This window comes from Microvirga pudoricolor, assembly GCF_016892705.1.
GTDB lineage: Bacteria > Pseudomonadota > Alphaproteobacteria > Rhizobiales > Beijerinckiaceae > Microvirga > Microvirga pudoricolor.
This window is the reverse complement of sequence record NZ_JAFEMB010000001.1, coordinates 874112-889922: the sequence shown is the minus strand read 5'-3', so window position 1 is coordinate 889922 and position 15811 is coordinate 874112. Positions and strand designations below refer to the sequence as shown.

14 protein-coding genes are annotated in these 15811 nt (G+C 64.1%); 8 read left to right on the top strand and 6 right to left on the bottom strand.

Annotated features, from left to right (window positions below):
* The first annotated feature begins 157 nt into the window (after positions 1-157).
* Positions 158-1819: an MFS transporter gene (locus ILT42_RS04155; RefSeq protein WP_204214048.1), complete on the top strand. Its 1662-nt coding sequence runs from the start codon at positions 158-160 to the stop codon at positions 1817-1819.
* 99 nt (positions 1820-1918) lie between these two features.
* Here ILT42_RS04155 and ILT42_RS04150 read toward each other — a convergent pair whose 3' ends face one another.
* Positions 1919-2632 carry a Crp/Fnr family transcriptional regulator gene (locus tag ILT42_RS04150; protein WP_204214047.1) on the bottom strand — a complete coding sequence of 238 codons (714 nt, stop codon included), beginning with the start codon at positions 2630-2632 and terminating at the stop codon, positions 1919-1921.
* A 197-nt stretch (positions 2633-2829) separates the two neighbouring features.
* Here ILT42_RS04150 and ILT42_RS04145 point away from each other — a divergent pair, with 197 nt between their 5' ends.
* A complete protein-coding gene (locus tag ILT42_RS04145) occupies positions 2830-3408 on the top strand; it encodes a PAS domain-containing protein (RefSeq protein WP_204214046.1) in 579 nt (192 codons plus the stop codon).
* 10 nt (positions 3409-3418) lie between these two features.
* Here ILT42_RS04145 and gloA2 read toward each other — a convergent pair whose 3' ends face one another.
* Together gloA2 and ILT42_RS04135 are read right to left on the bottom strand one after the other, a co-directional pair.
* Positions 3419-3802 (bottom strand): SMU1112c/YaeR family gloxylase I-like metalloprotein, encoded by a 384-nt coding sequence (gene gloA2 / locus ILT42_RS04140; protein WP_204214045.1) that lies wholly within the window; start codon positions 3800-3802, stop codon positions 3419-3421.
* Positions 3803-3841: 39 nt separating this feature from the next.
* Entirely contained in the window at positions 3842-4966 is a 1125-nt protein-coding gene (locus tag ILT42_RS04135; protein ID WP_204214044.1) for a LacI family DNA-binding transcriptional regulator, read from the bottom strand.
* 357 nt (positions 4967-5323) lie between these two features.
* Here ILT42_RS04135 and ILT42_RS04130 point away from each other — a divergent pair, with 357 nt between their 5' ends.
* The 6 genes from ILT42_RS04130 (at position 5324) to ILT42_RS04105 (ending at position 10777) form a co-directional block, all read left to right on the top strand.
* Entirely contained in the window at positions 5324-6334 is a 1011-nt protein-coding gene (locus tag ILT42_RS04130) for a Gfo/Idh/MocA family protein (protein WP_204214043.1), read from the top strand.
* 62 nt (positions 6335-6396) lie between these two features.
* The gene (locus ILT42_RS04125; RefSeq protein WP_204214042.1) at positions 6397-7542 is read left to right on the top strand and encodes an NAD(P)/FAD-dependent oxidoreductase; all 1146 of its coding nucleotides are present in this window, start codon (positions 6397-6399) and stop codon (positions 7540-7542) included.
* A gap of 25 nt (positions 7543-7567) precedes the next feature.
* Entirely contained in the window at positions 7568-8341 is a 774-nt protein-coding gene (locus ILT42_RS04120; RefSeq protein ID WP_204214041.1) for an amino acid ABC transporter ATP-binding protein, read from the top strand.
* A gap of 100 nt (positions 8342-8441) precedes the next feature.
* Positions 8442-9296, top strand: a complete 855-nt coding sequence (locus ILT42_RS04115) for a transporter substrate-binding domain-containing protein (protein WP_204214040.1) — start codon at positions 8442-8444, stop codon at positions 9294-9296.
* Positions 9297-9379: 83 nt separating this feature from the next.
* A complete protein-coding gene (locus ILT42_RS04110) occupies positions 9380-10039 on the top strand; it encodes an amino acid ABC transporter permease (RefSeq protein WP_204214039.1) in 660 nt (219 codons plus the stop codon).
* 3 nt (positions 10040-10042) lie between these two features.
* Positions 10043-10777, top strand: coding sequence for an amino acid ABC transporter permease (locus ILT42_RS04105; RefSeq protein ID WP_204214038.1), 735 nt, complete (start codon positions 10043-10045; stop codon positions 10775-10777).
* A gap of 60 nt (positions 10778-10837) precedes the next feature.
* Here the strand turns inward: ILT42_RS04105 and ILT42_RS04100 are convergent, their stop codons facing one another.
* The 3 genes from ILT42_RS04100 to ILT42_RS04090 all read right to left on the bottom strand — a co-directional run bounded on the left by ILT42_RS04100 (position 10838) and on the right by ILT42_RS04090 (position 15670).
* On the bottom strand, positions 10838-11794 hold the full coding sequence (locus ILT42_RS04100; protein WP_229428460.1) for a Bug family tripartite tricarboxylate transporter substrate binding protein: 957 nt from the start codon (positions 11792-11794) through the stop codon (positions 10838-10840).
* Between the two features lie 60 nt (positions 11795-11854).
* Positions 11855-14545 carry an aconitate hydratase AcnA gene (gene acnA / locus ILT42_RS04095; RefSeq protein WP_229428459.1) on the bottom strand — a complete coding sequence of 897 codons (2691 nt, stop codon included), beginning with the start codon at positions 14543-14545 and terminating at the stop codon, positions 11855-11857.
* Positions 14546-14782: 237 nt separating this feature from the next.
* Positions 14783-15670: a GntR family transcriptional regulator gene (locus ILT42_RS04090; RefSeq protein ID WP_204214035.1), complete on the bottom strand. Its 888-nt coding sequence runs from the start codon at positions 15668-15670 to the stop codon at positions 14783-14785.
* Positions 15671-15811: the final 141 nt, after the last annotated feature.

Here is a 15811-nt window from a genome sequence, read left to right as displayed (position 1 = left end):
GGGGATTCCTCTCCGAACTGGGGGCGAGGCCAGACTTTTCCTCGAAATCCGAAGATGGCGGCTGTAAAGCACCGTCTGAAACGCTATGTCCGTGATTTTGGTAAGCAGGATGCTGGCCGCGGCATGGCGCGAGCCGATCCTGGGAGGTCACCGAGCGTTGGAACGTCCACCCTCAGCGTTGTCCCCTTTCCGGCATCGGATTTTCCGGGACGTCTGGTTCGCGAGCCTCGCGTCGAATTTCGGAGGTCTGATCGAGTCGGTGGGAGCCGCCTGGCTGATGACGTCTCTCGGCACTTCGGCCGGCATGGTCGCCCTGGTACAGGCCTCGACCACGCTGCCGATCATGCTGTTCTCCCTGGCGGCGGGGGCGATCGCGGACAATTTCGACCGGCGCAAGCTGATGCTGACGGCTCAGATCTTCATGCTGGTCGTCTCCGTGGGCCTGACGGCGTTCACCTATTTCGGCCTCATGACGCCTTGGCTCCTTCTCACGTTCACGTTTCTCGTGGGATGCGGCATCGCCTTCAACGGACCGGCCTGGCAGTCTCTCGTCGGCGAGATGGTGCCCCGTTCCGATCTGCCCGGCGCGGTCGCCCTCAACAGCATGGGGTTCAACATCGCCCGAAGCGTCGGACCGGCGATCGGCGGCGCGATCGTGGCGGCGGCCGGCGCCTTCGGGGCCTTTGCGGTGAATGCCGTCAGCTACGTCGGTCTCATCGTCGTGCTGGCGCGCTGGCGCCCCGAGGCCCCGCCAAGGCTTCTCCCTCCGGAGTCGCTGACCACGGCCATGTCGGCGGGCGTCCGTTATGTTGCCATGTCTCCGAATATCGGCGCCGTCCTGATCCGCGGCGCGGCGTTCGGACTCGCGGCCATCGCCATCCAGGCCCTGATGCCGCTGATCGCCCGCGATCTGGTGGGCGGAGGACCTCTGACATTCGGGCTTCTGCTGGGCGCGTTCGGTGTCGGCGCGGTCTGCGGCGCCTTGGGAAGCGCCCGGTTGCGCCAGTCGATGTCCATCGAGGCCATCGTGCGGCTCGGCTTTGCAGGTTTTGCGGCCTGTGTGATCGCCGCCGGCCTGAGCCGATCCACACCCCTCACCATGGGGGCACTGGTGATCGGAGGGGCCAGCTGGGTTCTGACGCTGTCCAGTTTCAACGTCACCGTGCAGTTGTCGGCGCCCCGCTGGGTGGTTGGCCGCGCCCTCGCGCTCTACCAGATGGCGACCTTCGGCGGGATGGCCTGCGGCAGTTGGATCTGGGGGTCGCTCGCTGAGCGCTATGGCGTCGGGTCCGCCCTTCTCATCGCGGGCGCCGTTCTTCTTGCCGGAGGCGCATTGGGGCTGCTTTACCGGCTGCCGGAACTGCAATCCCTCAATCTCGATCCGCTGCGCCGCTGGACCCAGCCGAACATCGCGCTGGACATCAGACCGCGCAGCGGACCGGTCGTGGTGACGATCGAGTTTCTGATCAGGGAGCAGGATGTCGTGACATTCCTCAGCGTGATGGCAGAGCGGCGCAGGGTGCGGCGCCGCGACGGCGCCCGTCATTGGACGCTCCTGCGCGACCTGGAGAATCCGGAGCTTTGGATCGAGCGCTACCACTTGCCGACCTGGGTCGAATATGTGCGCCATAACCAGCGGATCACGCAGGCCGATGCGGCCATCGGGGAGAAGCTGTGGGCGATGCATCAGGGCTCGGGACGGCCGAGGGTGCATCGCATGATCGAGCGGCAGCCGAGCTGGCTGATCCCTGATCCTCTGTCATCCGTTCCGGACAACCCCCGCTCGGTTACGGACACGACCGGACTGTCCGGACCGTGAATGCCCTTTCAGGCAGCGGGATGGGTTGAGTTTTCCGGCCCGGGGGCCGATCCGCGACACCCTCATGCGGCTCGCGTGGACCAAGCGTAAGAACACCGTTCACCCTGCGGCGAGCATCTCGTCCAATTGATACTTGATCGTCCGGTAACACTCGCAGGTAGCCTCTTCCAGGGACGCTGCGTCGTCAATTCGAACATATCCTCTCCCCGAGGCGAGCCCATATTTCCTGAGAGATTTGAGCGCCAGCGTCACGGCGGGCCGATGGACCCCCAGCGCCTCCGCGAGATACTCGTGGGTGACGCGCAGCTCGGACTTCCTGATCCGGTCGCGTGCCATGAGGAGCCAGCGTCCCAGACGGGATTCCAGGGGGTGAAGGGCGTTGCAGGCCGCGGTCTGGAGCATGGTGAACACCACGATTTCGGCGTTGCGCATGGCCATGTCCCGGATCCCGGCGCTCTCCTCCACCAGCTGCTTCAGGCGGATGGCGCTGATTTTCAGGGCCTTCCCTCCGAATTGGACGATGCCGCGCCGAAAGGGACGCCGGGTGCCACCGGCTCCGGCGACCAGACCGAGAGCGCCCTCGAACCCGACGGCCCTGCCTTCGAACGCACTTCCGTCCGACATGATCATGATCACCGAGATGGAGCCCTCCAGAACGAAATGAACATCGTTCACGGGAATGCTGACATCGAGCAATTCGTCTCCTCGCCTGAGATCGACGGGAACCAGATCTCGCGCGATCCGCCTCTGGTCCTCTCGCGGCAGGAGGTTCAGCAGCCGGTTTTGCTGTAAATCCTGGATTGTCGCGGCCATTTCGTTCCATTCCGCCTGGTAAGACTAAGTTCTAACGTCTTTTGATGAAAAAAGGGCCAAAAACGGTACGCTTCCAGACAGACTGATAGGCCGTACTTTGGACAATCTTCAATCTGTGGTCGACAAAATCAGGGTCCTGCAAGGGACCTTAAAGGGTCGCCCAGCATAGCCCAACATCAATTCTTAAGGGTTGCCTTATGCATCAGGACGAAGTGGAGGCGGTTGCTCGAGCGTTCTATTATACCAATGAAAACGCCCGAGGGTGGCATCTGGAGCCGGAACGGCTCAAGCTAAGCTTTCTGGAGAAAGCTAAGGCCGCCGTCACGGCCATCGAGGATTTTCGGCCGCCCCTCCCTGTTCGGCAGAACCTTGAGAACGGCGAGGAGCGCAGTCCGGCGGACAAGCTGGCCGAAAGGCTCCGTCTGGCACCCGCCAAATTCATTGCCGTGCTGACGGGGCCCCGGCATGTCTTCCACATGGCCAATCATCCCTATCGCCATCTCGTCGGCCGGCGCGCCCTCACGGGGCGCCCCGTCCGGGAGGCCTTCCCGGAGGTCGAAGGGCAGGGCTTCTTCGAATTGCTCGACCGAGTTTACGAAACGGGGGACGCCTTCACGGGAATCCGGCTGCCTTTCCTGGTCCAAGCACGGCGCGGACGCCCGCCGGAGCAGCGGCTCATCAACCTGACCTATAAGCCGATCACCAGCGAATCGAGCGATCGCCTCGGCATCCTGGTCGAGGGGCGTGACGTGACCGGCTTGATCGCCGTCCCCTAGGGGACGCGCCTCAACGTTCCTCGTACAATTCCAATGGAAGCCCGTCGGGATCCGAGAAGAACGTGAAGCGTCTGCCCGTGTGCTCGTCGATGCGGATTGTCTCCACGGCAATCCCATGACTCGCAAGATGCGCCGCGACAGGCTCGATCGCATCCACTGCGAAGGCCAGATGGCGGAGGCCGCAGGCTTCCGGGCGACTGGGCCGTTCCGGCGGGCACGGGAATGAGAACAGCTCGATTTGGGCGGCGCCGAGCCGGAGATCGCACTTCCACGATTGCCGCTCCGCCCGCCACACCTCCCGAATGATCGGAAGACCCAGAACATTCGCGTAGAAATGCTTGGAAGCCGCGTAGTTCGAACAGATCACCGCGACATGGTGAATGGCCTTCAGCATGAGGGAGCTTCCTTGGGATGATCGCCGCAGCCGGATGTGCTAGCCACGTTTCGGCTGTGAACCGGCGGGTTCGGCCGATCTAGCAGTGCCACGCAAGGTGGGCGGAGCGCCGACGGATTGGCGTGCAATGAAGGTCGTCGGCAGAACTCGCCGCGCCGGAGTCTCCGACTGTCCGGTAATGCGATCGATGAGAACCGCCGCACTGCTCGCTCCCAGATCGTAGACGGGCTGTGAGATGACGGAGATCGGCGGGCTCGTCACGCTTGTCCAATCCGCATCGTGGAAGGCGATCAGAGAAAGATCCTGCGGAATCGTCATGGCCAGGGAGCGGATCGTCTTGAAGACCTCGAAGGCCACGACATTGTCCGAGGCCAGGATCGCGGTCGGGCGTTCGGGCCCCGTCAGGAGATCGGCGATGATGCGGCTTGCCATGCCCCGCCGGGCCGCTCCGAGACGGATGTAGCGTTCGGGCTGGTCGATGCCTGCATCCCGGCTGGCGGCCAGAAAACCTTCGATGCGCTCCAGGACCGTGCTCAGGCTGATCTGGTGGGGTCCGCGATAGACCGGGTCGTCCGACGCCGTGGCGGAGATGTAGGCAATGCGGCTATGACCTGCGGCGAGCAAAACGCGCGTCGCAGCCGCCGCGGCGGCGCGATCGTCGGTCACGACGGCATCCACCGTGACGTCGGGCAGGGAGCGGTCGAGCAGGACGAGAGGGCGCCCCGAGCGCTGCACGTCCCGCAGATGCTGCGTGTCCGACATGGATGCCGGGGTGACGATGAGGCCGTCGACGCGCTTGCCGAGCAGAACCTGCACGGCCGATCTCTCCTTCGCGGCGTCTTCTCCGGAATTGGCCAGAAGCACGTTGAATCCGGCCGCGAGGGCGGCGTCGCTGATCCCCCGTACGGCTTGGCCGAAATAGGGGTTCTCGATGTCGCCTACGACGACGCCGATCGTCTGGGAGCGGCCCGTGGTCATGCTGCGGGCCAACTCGTTGGCCCGGTAACCCAACCCGCGGGCGGCCGCCAAAACCTTCTCCTTCACGGCCGGGCTCGCGGTGCCGTAATTGCCCAGCACCCGAGCGGCCGTGGCTTTGGAGACGCCGGCGGCGCGGGCCACGTCCTGGACGGTAACCAGCCGCTTGGGGAGGATGGATGAATTCATGGGCCGAGACCTAAGGGACATTTAGGAAAACCGTCAAGCAAATCGCGCTATTGACAAGTGAGACCGGTCTCAAATAGCCTTGAAACCGGTCTCAAGCCAGCATTTCTTGCTTTGTCTTCGGGGAAGCTTCGATGCGGACGGTTCGCCTATCCTGTAGTGTCATCCGCGGGTCATCACCCATCCGGTCGGTCCGGACCTTGGGTCACCGGTTGCGGATCCTCCGCGACGGATGGGCCGCGTGGATGTCGGTCGTGATCGAGCGCTTGTGCGATCCCGTTCCGTCTCGACCCTTGCCGCTTCCGATCCGGATCGGGACGCGATCCACCCCATCCCGCAATCCGTAAAGGTCTCTGGTCCGTGTCGAAGAAAGTTCGGTGGGGTGTGCTGAGCACCGCTCAGATTGGACGTAATCATGTGATCCCGGCCATGCAGGCGGGTGAAGCGACCGAGATCGTGGCCATCGCGTCGCGGGATGAGGCGCGAGCCCGGCAGGCGGCGACGGAGCTCGGCATTTCAAAAGCTTACGGGTCCTATGAAGCTCTGCTGGCCGATCCCGAGATCGACGCCATTTACAATCCGCTCCCGAACCACCTTCACGCCGACCTGACGATCTGGGCCCTTGAGGCCGGAAAGCACGTGCTGTGCGAGAAGCCCATCGCTCTCGACGCCAGTGAGGCGCGCGCCATCGAGGCGGCGCAGACGCGCACCGGCCTCCTGGTGGCGGAAGCCTTCATGGTGCGTTTCCATCCGCAATGGCGAAAGGTCCGTGAGATCGTCGAGAGCGGCCGAGTGGGAGAGGTTCGCGCCATCCAGACGATCTTCTCCTATTACCTCACCGACCCCGAGAATATTCGCAACCAGCCCGATATCGGTGGCGGAGGGCTCTACGACGTGGGTTGCTACGCCATCAACACCGCCCGCTACGTCTTCGGCTCCGAAGCCGAGCGGGTGATCGGGCTGTTCGATCTCGATCCGGATCTCGGAACGGACCGGATGACGAGTGGTCTTGCGGAGTTTCCGGGACGTCGGCACCTGGCCTTCACCTGCGCGACGCAACTCGTCCCAACCCAGAGCGTGACGATTCTCGGCACCAAGGGCCGTCTCGAGATCGCCATCCCGTTCAACGCCCCGGCCGGAGCCGAGACGACGATCGCCTTCGACGACGGAAGAGACCTGAACGGCGGCGGACGCGAAACCATCACGATCCCGGCGAGCGACCAATACACGCTCCAGGGCGACGCCTTCTCGCGGGCCGTGCTGGGAGAGGAGCCGCTGCCATGGGGCCTCGCCGATGCCGTGCTGAATATGCAGGTGCTCGACGCCCTCTTCCGTTCGGCGCAATCGGGCCAATGGGAGCGCGCCGGCTGAGGTGCATCGCGGACATTTCGGATTCATTCGAACACGACGAAAAGCCAAGAAGGGAACATCACTTGACACCGTCCTCATCCTTGCGGGTCGCCGTCATCGGCGGCGGCATCTTCGGCGTCTCCTCGGCCGTTCAACTTGCACGCCTCGGAGCGCAGGTGACGCTCGTCACGGAAGCTGGGTTCGCCAGCCAGGCATCCGGGCGTTCATTGGCATGGCTGAACTCGGCGCGTTTCCGGTCGGCCGAGTACCACCAGCTGCGCCTTATCGGCATTGATCGGTACCGCACCTTGGCGGCGAAAAATCCGGGCGTGAACTGGCTGCGCTTCGACGGCGGCCTGACATGGGATGCGGACGACGCTTCCAACAAGATCGCCGACGCTTTCGCACATGAGCAGAGCATCGGCTACGATGCCCAACTCCTGGCGCCCGACGAGGTGGCCGCCGTGACCCCTGGCGTGGACCCGAAGGCGATCACCCGGCAGGGTGCGATCTTCAACCCCGGCGAGGGATGGGTCGATCTGCCCTCGCTGATCGGCGTCCTGCTGGAAGAGTTCGCCGCACGAGGCGGCAAGGCCATCGCGCAAGCCGGTCGGGCCTCGGTGGAGTTCAAGGCCGGCCGCGCCGTGGGAGTTTCGACCGCTAACGGCACCCGCGTCGAAGCGGACGCCGTACTCGTCGCCACGGGCGCCGCCGTTCCGGAGGTTGCAGCCCAGGCGGGATACCGAATTCCGGACGCGACTCCGATCTCCCTGCTCGTGAAGTCGAAGCCCCTCAAGGTCGCGCTGCGGGCCGTGCTCAACACGCCGAACGTCGCGCTCCGTCCGACGCCCGACGGGTCGGTCGTCTTCGACTCCGCGTGGTCCGAAGAAGAGGTGAGCAAAGGGCCCAGGGACGTGCGCGAAGTGCCGGGCTCCGTCATCGAGCGCCTCGCCGCCGAGGCGTCAGCCGTGCTCGAGGGCAATCCCAAGATCGAGGTCGAATCCTACGGTGTCGGACCGAAGCCCGTTCCGCTCGACGGCGAACCGGTTCTTGGAGCGGTCGAAGGCATTCCCGGCTACTACGTGGCGTTCAGCCACAGTGGCGCCACGATGGGCCTGATCGCCGGCGAACTGGTGTCCCGGGAGATCGTGACAGGCGAAGTGAGCCCGCTCCTGGCCAGGTTCCGTCCGAGCCGCTTCCCGCAGGAGACACAGGCCTTGGCCTCCTGAGGCCGGGACCTCAAGGGAGAAATCCATGAAGGATAACGATCGCCGCGACGGATGGACGAAAAGGCCGGAGGTTTGCGTCGCGCTCACGGGCGTGGACAAGTGGTTCGGCGCCGTCCAAGTGCTCCACGATATCAACCTTGAAGTGCGCAAGGGTGAGAAGGTCGTCGTCTGCGGTCCCTCGGGATCGGGCAAGTCGACGATGATCCGATGCATCAACCATCTCGAGAAGCATCAGAAGGGCCGCATCGTCGTCAACGGGACGGAGTTGACCGATCACAACCGGGACATCGACCGGGTTCGCCGCGATGTCGGCATGGTATTTCAGAACTTCAATCTCTACCCGCATCTCACCGTTCTGGAGAACTGCACCCTTGCGCCTCGCTGGGTGAAGGGTGTCGCCAGGAAGGACGCCGAGGCCTTGGCGCTCGGCTATCTCGAGCGCGTGAGGATTCCCGACAAGGCTCACTTCTATCCCAGCCAGCTCTCCGGAGGGCAGCAGCAGCGCGCCGCCATCGCTCGCTCGCTGTGCATGAACCCGAAGATCATGCTCTTCGATGAGCCGACATCGGCGCTCGATCCCGAACTGGTGCGCGAGGTCCTGGACACGATGGTTCAGCTTGCGCGCGACGGGATGACGATGGTCTGCGTCACCCACGAGATGGGCTTCGCCCGGCAGGTAGCCGACCGCGTGATCTTCATGGATGCAGGGCGCATCGTGGAGACGGCTGCGCCGGAAGAGTTCTTCGGCAATCCACGCGAGAGCCGGACACGGACGTTCCTCAAGCAGATCCTGCATTAGGGCCGTCGATCCTCCGCGGCCCCCCAGGAAGCCGCGGCAACAACCAACGGGCGAAGAACGTCCACCATCGAGAAACCGAAAACCCAAGGGAACAGTGACTATGACAAACCTTTCCAAGATCCTCAGAGGCACGGTCGCGTCGCTTGGCTTCGCGGCTGCTGTCGCAAGCTTCGCCGCGTCCGCCTCCGCTCAATCCCTTCCGCCGGTGCCGAAGGCCATCAAGGACGCGGGCGTCATCAAGATCGGCGTCAAGTGCGACTCGCCCCCCTTCGGCTCGTCAGGCCCGGACGGAAAGCCGCTGGGCATTGAAGTGGAGATGGCCAAGCAGATCGGCACCTACGCCCTCGGATCGCCCGACAAGGCCGAACTGAGCTGCGTGGCCACCGACGCGCGAATTCCGTCCCTGACCGGCGGCAAGATCGATCTGATCATCGCGACCCTTGGCAAGACGCCGCCGCGTGAGCAGGTCATCGATTACTCCGACATCTACTATTGGGGCAGCAGCCGCGTGATCGTGCCGAAGGACAGCGCGGTGCAGAAGCTCGCCGACCTCGACGGCAAGTCGATGCTGATCGTGAAGGGCGGGTCCCAGCTCAAGTGGCTGAAGGATCGCATCCCAGGGATCCAGTTCGTGCAGCTCAACACCAATGCGGACAACATCCAGGCCCTCCAGCAGGGCCGTGGCGACGGGTATGTGGGAGACGCGATCACGATCGCGACCCTCGCCAGCAACTACCCGAACCTGCGCGTCCTCAATGAAGAGGTGGATCTCGGCTTCAACGGCGTCGGCATCCGCAAGAACGAGCCCGAGCTGAAAGCCTTCGTCAACGCCGTTCTGAAGAAGCTGAAGGACGAGAAGTACTTCTCGAAAACCGTCCCGACCTTCGTGACAGACCCTGTCGTGGCCAAGGAAATGATCAAGTCCTTCGAGACCAATCCTCCGGCAACGAACTGAGCCACGCGTCTTGTCCCCGGCGGCTCGCCGCCGGGGCATGATGCTGTCTCGCTTACGGCTTCACCTTGGGAAGGCGGACGACGATGGACTTCACGTACATTCTCGATGCCCTGCCGGATCTCATGTCCGGCCTGAAGATGACCTTGATGGTCAGCGGTCTTGCGATCATCCTGTCGTGCCTCATCGGCGCCCTGGGGGCTGCCCTGAGGACGAGCGGCTTCAAGCCGGCGGAATATGCCGTGAGGGGCTATGTCGAGTTCATTCGCGGCACGCCCTACCTGGTCCAGATCTTCTTCATCTTCTACGGCCTTCCAAGCTTGGGGCTGCGGTTCTCGGTCTTCTGGTCAGGCGTCATTGCTCTGACTGTTTGGGCCAGCGCGTTCCAGATCGAGAACTTCCGGGCCGGCCTGGCTGCGGTCGGCCGCGGCATGAACGACGCGTCCGCGTCCCTTGGACTTCACCGGTGGCACCATGCCTTGTTCGTGGTCCTCCCGCTCGCCGCCCGAGCGGCCCTGCCGTCGTCCATGAACACCCTCGTGGCAACCGTGAAGAATTCCGCCTATCTGCAGGCCATCGGCCTCGTCGAGCTCACCTTCGTGGCCGTGGACCGGATCGCCTATGACTTCCGCGCCATCGAGATGTTCTTCACCATCTGCGTGATCTACCTGCTCTGCGTCTTCGCCCTGTCCGGGCTGGGACACCTCGTCGAGCAGCGGCTCAACCGACCGTTCGCCGGGAGATAGTCGATGCTTCTTCTCGAGTTCAAGTCATTCCTGCTCGATGGGCTGGCGCACACCCTCCTCCTGTCCCTCGTCATGATCCTCGGCGGAACGTTCTTCGCGATCCTCTTCGCCGGTGGACTGTCCCTGAAGTCGAAATGGCTCAGCCGTCCGGTCTACATGCTGGTCGAGTGCTTGCGCGACATTCCCCTGATGGTGACGGTGCTGCTGGTCTACTTCGTTCTCCCCAATGCGGGCATCTCGCTCAACCCGTTCTGGTCGAGTGCGCTCAGCGTTTCGGTCTGGGGTGGCGCGAACGGCGCCCATATCATCCGCGCCGGACTGGCATCGGTTCCGAGCGGCCAGAGGGAAGCGGCTCTGGCTTTCGGGTTGAGGGGCTGGAAGGGGCTTCTTCTCGTTGTCATCCCGCAAGCGATGCCCGTCATCCTGCCGCCCTATGTCAGCCTCGTGACGGGCCTGGTTCAGGCAAGCTCTCTCGGCGCGGTGATCGGCGTCAACGAACTCCTGCGCTCGGCTCAGATCCTGATCGAGCAGACGACCATCTCCCGCGGTGGAAGTCCGGCATACCTGATCTATGGGACGATCCTGATCGTCTATTTCGTGCTGTGCTGGGCGATATCGGTGCTGGGGGCCAGGCTCGAACGTTACTTCGCAAGGCCTTATCAGAGGCAGCCGAGTGTCCAAGCCAAGCAAGTCGAGGGCCAGACCCTGCCGGCCGCCATGCTCGACGTCAAGGCTTGAAACGGATCTGGCGCAGGCCCGTGGGAGAGGGGAGCCGCCTGTTGGGCTCCCCTTGTGCGTTCAGGACTTCACGAGGCCGACGGACTTGAGGATCTCCCCGACGCGGCTCTGCTCGTCCTTGATGAAAGCCTTGAAGGGATCGCCGGCGAGATAGTAGTCCTCCCAACCGCGAGCTTTGAGGATCTCGGCCCATTCCTTCGACTTCACGACCTTCTCGATCGTTTCCGCAAGAGCCTTGCGTTGATCCGCCGTGATGTCCGGGCCCGCCATCACGGCGCGCCAGTTCACAACCTCGACGTCCATGCCCTGTTCCTTGAGAGTAGGGACATCGGCGCCGGCCATGCGCTTGCCGGACGAGAGGGCGAGCGCCCGCAATTTGCCGGCCTTGATCTGGCTTTCGAACTCACCGTAGCCCGAGACGCCCGCCGTCACCTTGCCGCCCAGCATGGCCGCCAGCGCCTCCCCGCCGCCCGAGAACGCGATGTAGTTCACCTTGGCCGGGTCGGCGCCGGCCGCCTTCGTGAACAGGGCTGCGAGAATATGATCCGCGCCGCCTGCGGAACCGCCTGCCCAGGTGACCTTGGCCAGATCGGCCTTCACGGCGGCTTCCAAATCCTTCACGGTCCTGATCGGTGAAGTGGCGGGTACGACGATGACAAGCGGATCGCCCGTCAGCCTTGCGATGGGAGTGACCTGATCGAGATTCACGGGTGACTTGTTCGACAGGATCGCGCCCAGCATCGTGATGCCGTTGACCATGAGCTGGTTCGGATCTCCCTTGGCCGTATTGACGAACTGGGCCAGTCCGATGGTTCCGCCCGCGCCCGTGACATTGGTGACCTGCACATTCTTGGAGAGGCCGGTTTGCGTGATGACCTGCTGAAGCGAACGCGCGGCGGCGTCCCAGCCTCCCCCGGGGCCAGCCGGGGCCATGATCTTCAAGTCCTGCTGCGCGAGCGCCGAGGATGCGAAAAGGGCGAATGCCGCGATGGCGGCGCCGCGGATCGTCTTGGACATATGGCTCACGAGTTCCTCCCTTGGGTTGCGTGAGATGATGAAAGCCGATCGAGGATTCGATCAGCCTCCCTTGGACGGCGTTGCAGTTCGCCGCAGGGAGTCACCGTCGCCGGTGATCTCCGGTGCATGTGGCTCGCGGCTTGTCGTCTCCGCGTTGGTGACACGATGCAGAATGAGGGGGATGATGCCGCCGCCACGCAGGATCTCGACCTCGAGCCGCGTCTCGATGGCCGCCATGGCGTTGAAGGTCTCGCTTTCGCCCGAAACCCGTCGGATCGTAACGGACACGGAGCGGCGCGGCCCAATCTTTTCCGGATCCGCATCGACTTCGATGAGGTCGCCGGGCTTCAGCCCGAGCGTGTTCGGGTGCCGGTCCGCCGGCAGGCGCAAAGGCAAAACTCCCATGCCGATCAGGTTCGATCGGTGGATGCGTTCGAAACTCGACGCGAGAACAGCCCGCGCGCCCAGAAGGGCGACACCTTTGGCGGCCCAGTCGCGGGACGAGCCCATCCCGTAGCGCTCGCCCGCCACCACGACGAGGGAGGCCCCTTCCCGGGCGTAGCGCCCGGCGGCTTCATGGAGCGGCAGTCTTTCTCCGGTCGTCGCGTGAACCGTGAAGCCCGGTGCGATCCCAGGCACGAGAAGATTGCGGACGCTTCGGTTCGTGAACAGACCCCTGACCATGGCCTCCCAGTTGCCGCGCCGCGCCGCGAACACGTTCAGGTCGCGACGATCCTCGCCTCGCTCGACGAGGTAATCGGCAGCCTCGCTGGCCTGCGGAACCTGTCCGGCCGGGGAGATATGATCGGTCGTGATATCGTCCCCGAGGACGAGAAGCGGGTGGGCGGCGTACGTGCCCAGCAGCGTGCCTTTGTCGAAGCTTGCGAAGGGTGGGCGCCGGATGTAGGTGGATCGCGGATCCCAAGGGAAGAGCGCGGTGGCGGGAGCGTCGAGCACGCGCCATGTCTCGCTGGCTTCCGCCTCCTCGTAGGACAGGTCGTAGTCGCTTCTCTCGCGTGCCGTGGCCAAGGCGGCGTCGATTTCGTCGCCCGTCGGCCACAGGTCCGACAGATGAACGCTCTGCCCGCACGACGAGCGCCCGATCGGGTCCAGGAGGATGTCCCGGTTCACATCGCCTGCCAGCGCGAAAGCGATCACGAGCGGAGGAGAGGCCAGGAAGCCGGCTTCAAGCTGGGGGTGGACCCGCCCGGGGAAGTTGCGGTTGCCGGACAGCACGGCCACGGGAACTATGCCGCGTTCCTGGATGGCGTGCTCGATCGGAGAGGGCAGGGGCCCCGAATTCCCGATGCATGTGGTGCAGCCGTAGCCGACGATGCCGAAACCAACCGCTTCCAAATCCTCCAGCAGACCGGATCGGCGCAGATAGCGCTCGGCGGTGGGGGAGCCGGGTGCCAGCGACGTTTTCACCCAAGGCGGCGGCGTCAGGCCCAAGCGGCGAGCCTTGCGGGCGAGGAGGCCCGCCGCCACCAACAACCTTGGATCGGATGTGTTGGTGCAACTCGTGATGGCCGCGATGGCGACCGCGCCGTTGCCGGGCGTTCGCGCCGGGGCGTCGCCGCCACGGCCCGCCAGCAAGGGCGCCAGAGCCTGCACGGTCGCGCCGGCACGGATCCGATCCTGTGGACGGCTCGGGCCAGCGAGGCTGACCTCGACGTCATTCAGGTCGATCTCGATCGTGCGGGTGTAGCGCGGAGCGGCATCGGGATCGAACCACAGGCCCTGGTGCTTGGCGTAATGTTCGACGAGGAGAACCTGGTGTTCCGAACGACCGGTCTCCCGGAGGTAGCGCAGTGTCTGGGCATCGATGGGAAAGAACCCGGAATTGGCGCCGAACTCCGGCGTCATATTGGCGATGACCGCGCGATCGCCCGCGGACAGGCTCGTGACGCCCGCGCCATAGAATTCCACGTAGCGGTCAGCGAGATCGATCTGGCGCAGCCTCTCCGTGACAGTCAGCGCGAGATCGGTGGCCAGCACACCCTGCTTCAGTTGTCCCACGAGGCGAACGCCTACCACGTCCGGGACGCGGATCATCACCGGCATCCCGAAAAACACGCTCTCGGCCTCAAGGCCTCCGACGCCCCAACCCAACACACCGATGCCGTTGATCATGGGAGTGTGGCTGTCCGTGCCGATCAGAGTGTCGGGCATGGCCCAGCGCACGCCGTTCCGGTCCACACTGCTCACCACGGTCGCCAACCGCTCAAGATTGAGAGTGTGCATGATGCCTGTGCCCGGCGGATGAACGCGAACGCCCGATAGGGTGCGCGTCGCCCATTTCATGAAACGGTAGCGTTCCGCGTTGCGCGCGAATTCGCGCTCCATGTTGCGCTGCAAGGCGTCGGCTGAGCCGAACACGTCCACGGCCAGGGAGTGGTCGGTCGACACATCGACCGGAAGAACCGGGTTCAGGCGCCTTGGGTCGTGGCCGGCCTCAGCCAGGGAGGCGCGCATTCCGGCGATGTCGACCAGAGCAGGCCCACAGGTCGTGTCGTGCATGAGCACCCGGCCTGGAAAGAATGGAATCTCGTCCTGGCTGCATGCCTCCCGAAGCCAGCCGAGAATGGCAGCTTTCGCGCGAGAGGCATCCGACCCCGCATTGCGCAGGACGTTCTCCAACATGATGCGCAGGATGTGGGGCAGTCGCGGCAGCGCGTCGCCCGCCGCCTCAGGGAGGTTGACAACAGAATAGCACTGCCCGGCAATCGTCAGCTTCGCGATTGGAAACATCGACAAGCGGCGCTCTCCCTACGGCGATCAAAGGGTCCCCGTTGTGATGCTTCGTCTCTCGCGGACTATCCTAGATGCATTAGGCGTCGCGGAGGTTTGACGGCCGATCACACTAACTTCTTATCGATTACATTAAATATATATAAAATGCAATGCATAATGTGAAGAAGAAATGCAAAACTCGATTGGTCGTATAAAGAATTAGCTGGCGGCCCGGGGACCGGTTTCGGCGGACGGCTAGCCGAGCTGTGGGCTCTTGATGGCGCTCGCCCCCAGAATGTGGGTTCTCAGGAAATCGGATGCTTCCTGGCGCTGGCCCGCTTCGATCAAGTCCAGGATCTGCAGGTGCTCGCGGGATTGGACGGGCAGACGAGAGCGATCGACGGTCACCCGGTACTCGATCAGCCGCCGCAGGCGGTTGACCCGTCGGACGGCGTCCAGGAAGAAGTCGTTGTGTGCGCAGGCGATAAGCATTTCGTGAAATTGCGAGTTGGCCTGAAAGAGGTGATTGCGGGACATGCGTTCGTACCCGCCATCGAGGATGGCCTGCTGCTCCGCGCGGGCCGCGCGAAAGCCCCTTCCGTCGATCCGGAACGTCTGCAGGAGAAGAGCCTGCGACTCGATCGCGGCTCGGAACTGGTAGGCCTGTTCGTAGCCCTCCCGCGACGTCAGGCCGGCCCGAAAGGCCCAGCCGTTCCCGGGGAGCCGCTCGACCCAGCCCTCCTCGGAAATCCGGTGCAGAACCTTGAGGAGGCGGCTTCGAGCGACGGCGTAGAGCCGCATCAGCTCGTTCTCGGTCACGCGATCCGGCAATCCTCCGGAGAGGCGATCCTCCGCGATCCGGAAATACAGGTCGTCCTCGGGCTCTGGATCCAAAAGGCCCGCGCCGCTGTCCGGCGCGAGGTCCCGTGCGTCCTTGGCCAGAAAATAGCCGCGGTAAGGCTCGAGCCGCACGATCTCCAGCTCTTCGAGATGCTTCAAGGCCGCCGCGATCGGCGCGCGCGACACCCGCAGCGCGTCGGCGAGGGTCTGGGCCGGCAGGTGCTGGCCGGCGGATAGATTGTTCTCACGGATGTGCTCAATGATGCGAGCGGTCATCTGAAGCGAGAGACTAGGCCGGGCCATCCTGTTGCAACCTCATCCGCCAGGGTGTCGGAGCGGCGCAATGTAGCGGGAAGCCAAGGGCTTTCAAACCTGCTTCCGTTCGAGACGTCTCAAGAGCGGTAGGGTTTCGACAGCCGCCATCTCGGAGGATCATGCCTGGAC

Bases quoted from the DNA above. Each gene is read 5' to 3' on its own strand.
- ILT42_RS04100 (WP_229428460.1), bottom strand. From the start codon at position 11,794: ATGTCCAAGACGATCCGCGGCGCCGCCATCGCGGCATTCGCCCTTTTC.
- ILT42_RS04105 (WP_204214038.1), top strand. From the start codon at position 10,043: ATGCTTCTTCTCGAGTTCAAGTCATTCCTGCTCGATGGGCTGGCGCAC.
- ILT42_RS04090 (WP_204214035.1), bottom strand. From the start codon at position 15,670: ATGGCCCGGCCTAGTCTCTCGCTTCAGATGACCGCTCGCATCATTGAG.
- ILT42_RS04115 (WP_204214040.1), top strand. From the start codon at position 8,442: ATGACAAACCTTTCCAAGATCCTCAGAGGCACGGTCGCGTCGCTTGGC.
- ILT42_RS04110 (WP_204214039.1), top strand. From the start codon at position 9,380: ATGGACTTCACGTACATTCTCGATGCCCTGCCGGATCTCATGTCCGGC.
- acnA (WP_229428459.1), bottom strand. From the start codon at position 14,545: ATGTTTCCAATCGCGAAGCTGACGATTGCCGGGCAGTGCTATTCTGTT.
- gloA2 (WP_204214045.1), bottom strand. From the start codon at position 3,802: ATGCTGAAGGCCATTCACCATGTCGCGGTGATCTGTTCGAACTACGCG.
- ILT42_RS04120 (WP_204214041.1), top strand. From the start codon at position 7,568: ATGAAGGATAACGATCGCCGCGACGGATGGACGAAAAGGCCGGAGGTT.
- ILT42_RS04145 (WP_204214046.1), top strand. From the start codon at position 2,830: ATGCATCAGGACGAAGTGGAGGCGGTTGCTCGAGCGTTCTATTATACC.
- ILT42_RS04150 (WP_204214047.1), bottom strand. From the start codon at position 2,632: ATGGCCGCGACAATCCAGGATTTACAGCAAAACCGGCTGCTGAACCTC.
- ILT42_RS04135 (WP_204214044.1), bottom strand. From the start codon at position 4,966: ATGAATTCATCCATCCTCCCCAAGCGGCTGGTTACCGTCCAGGACGTG.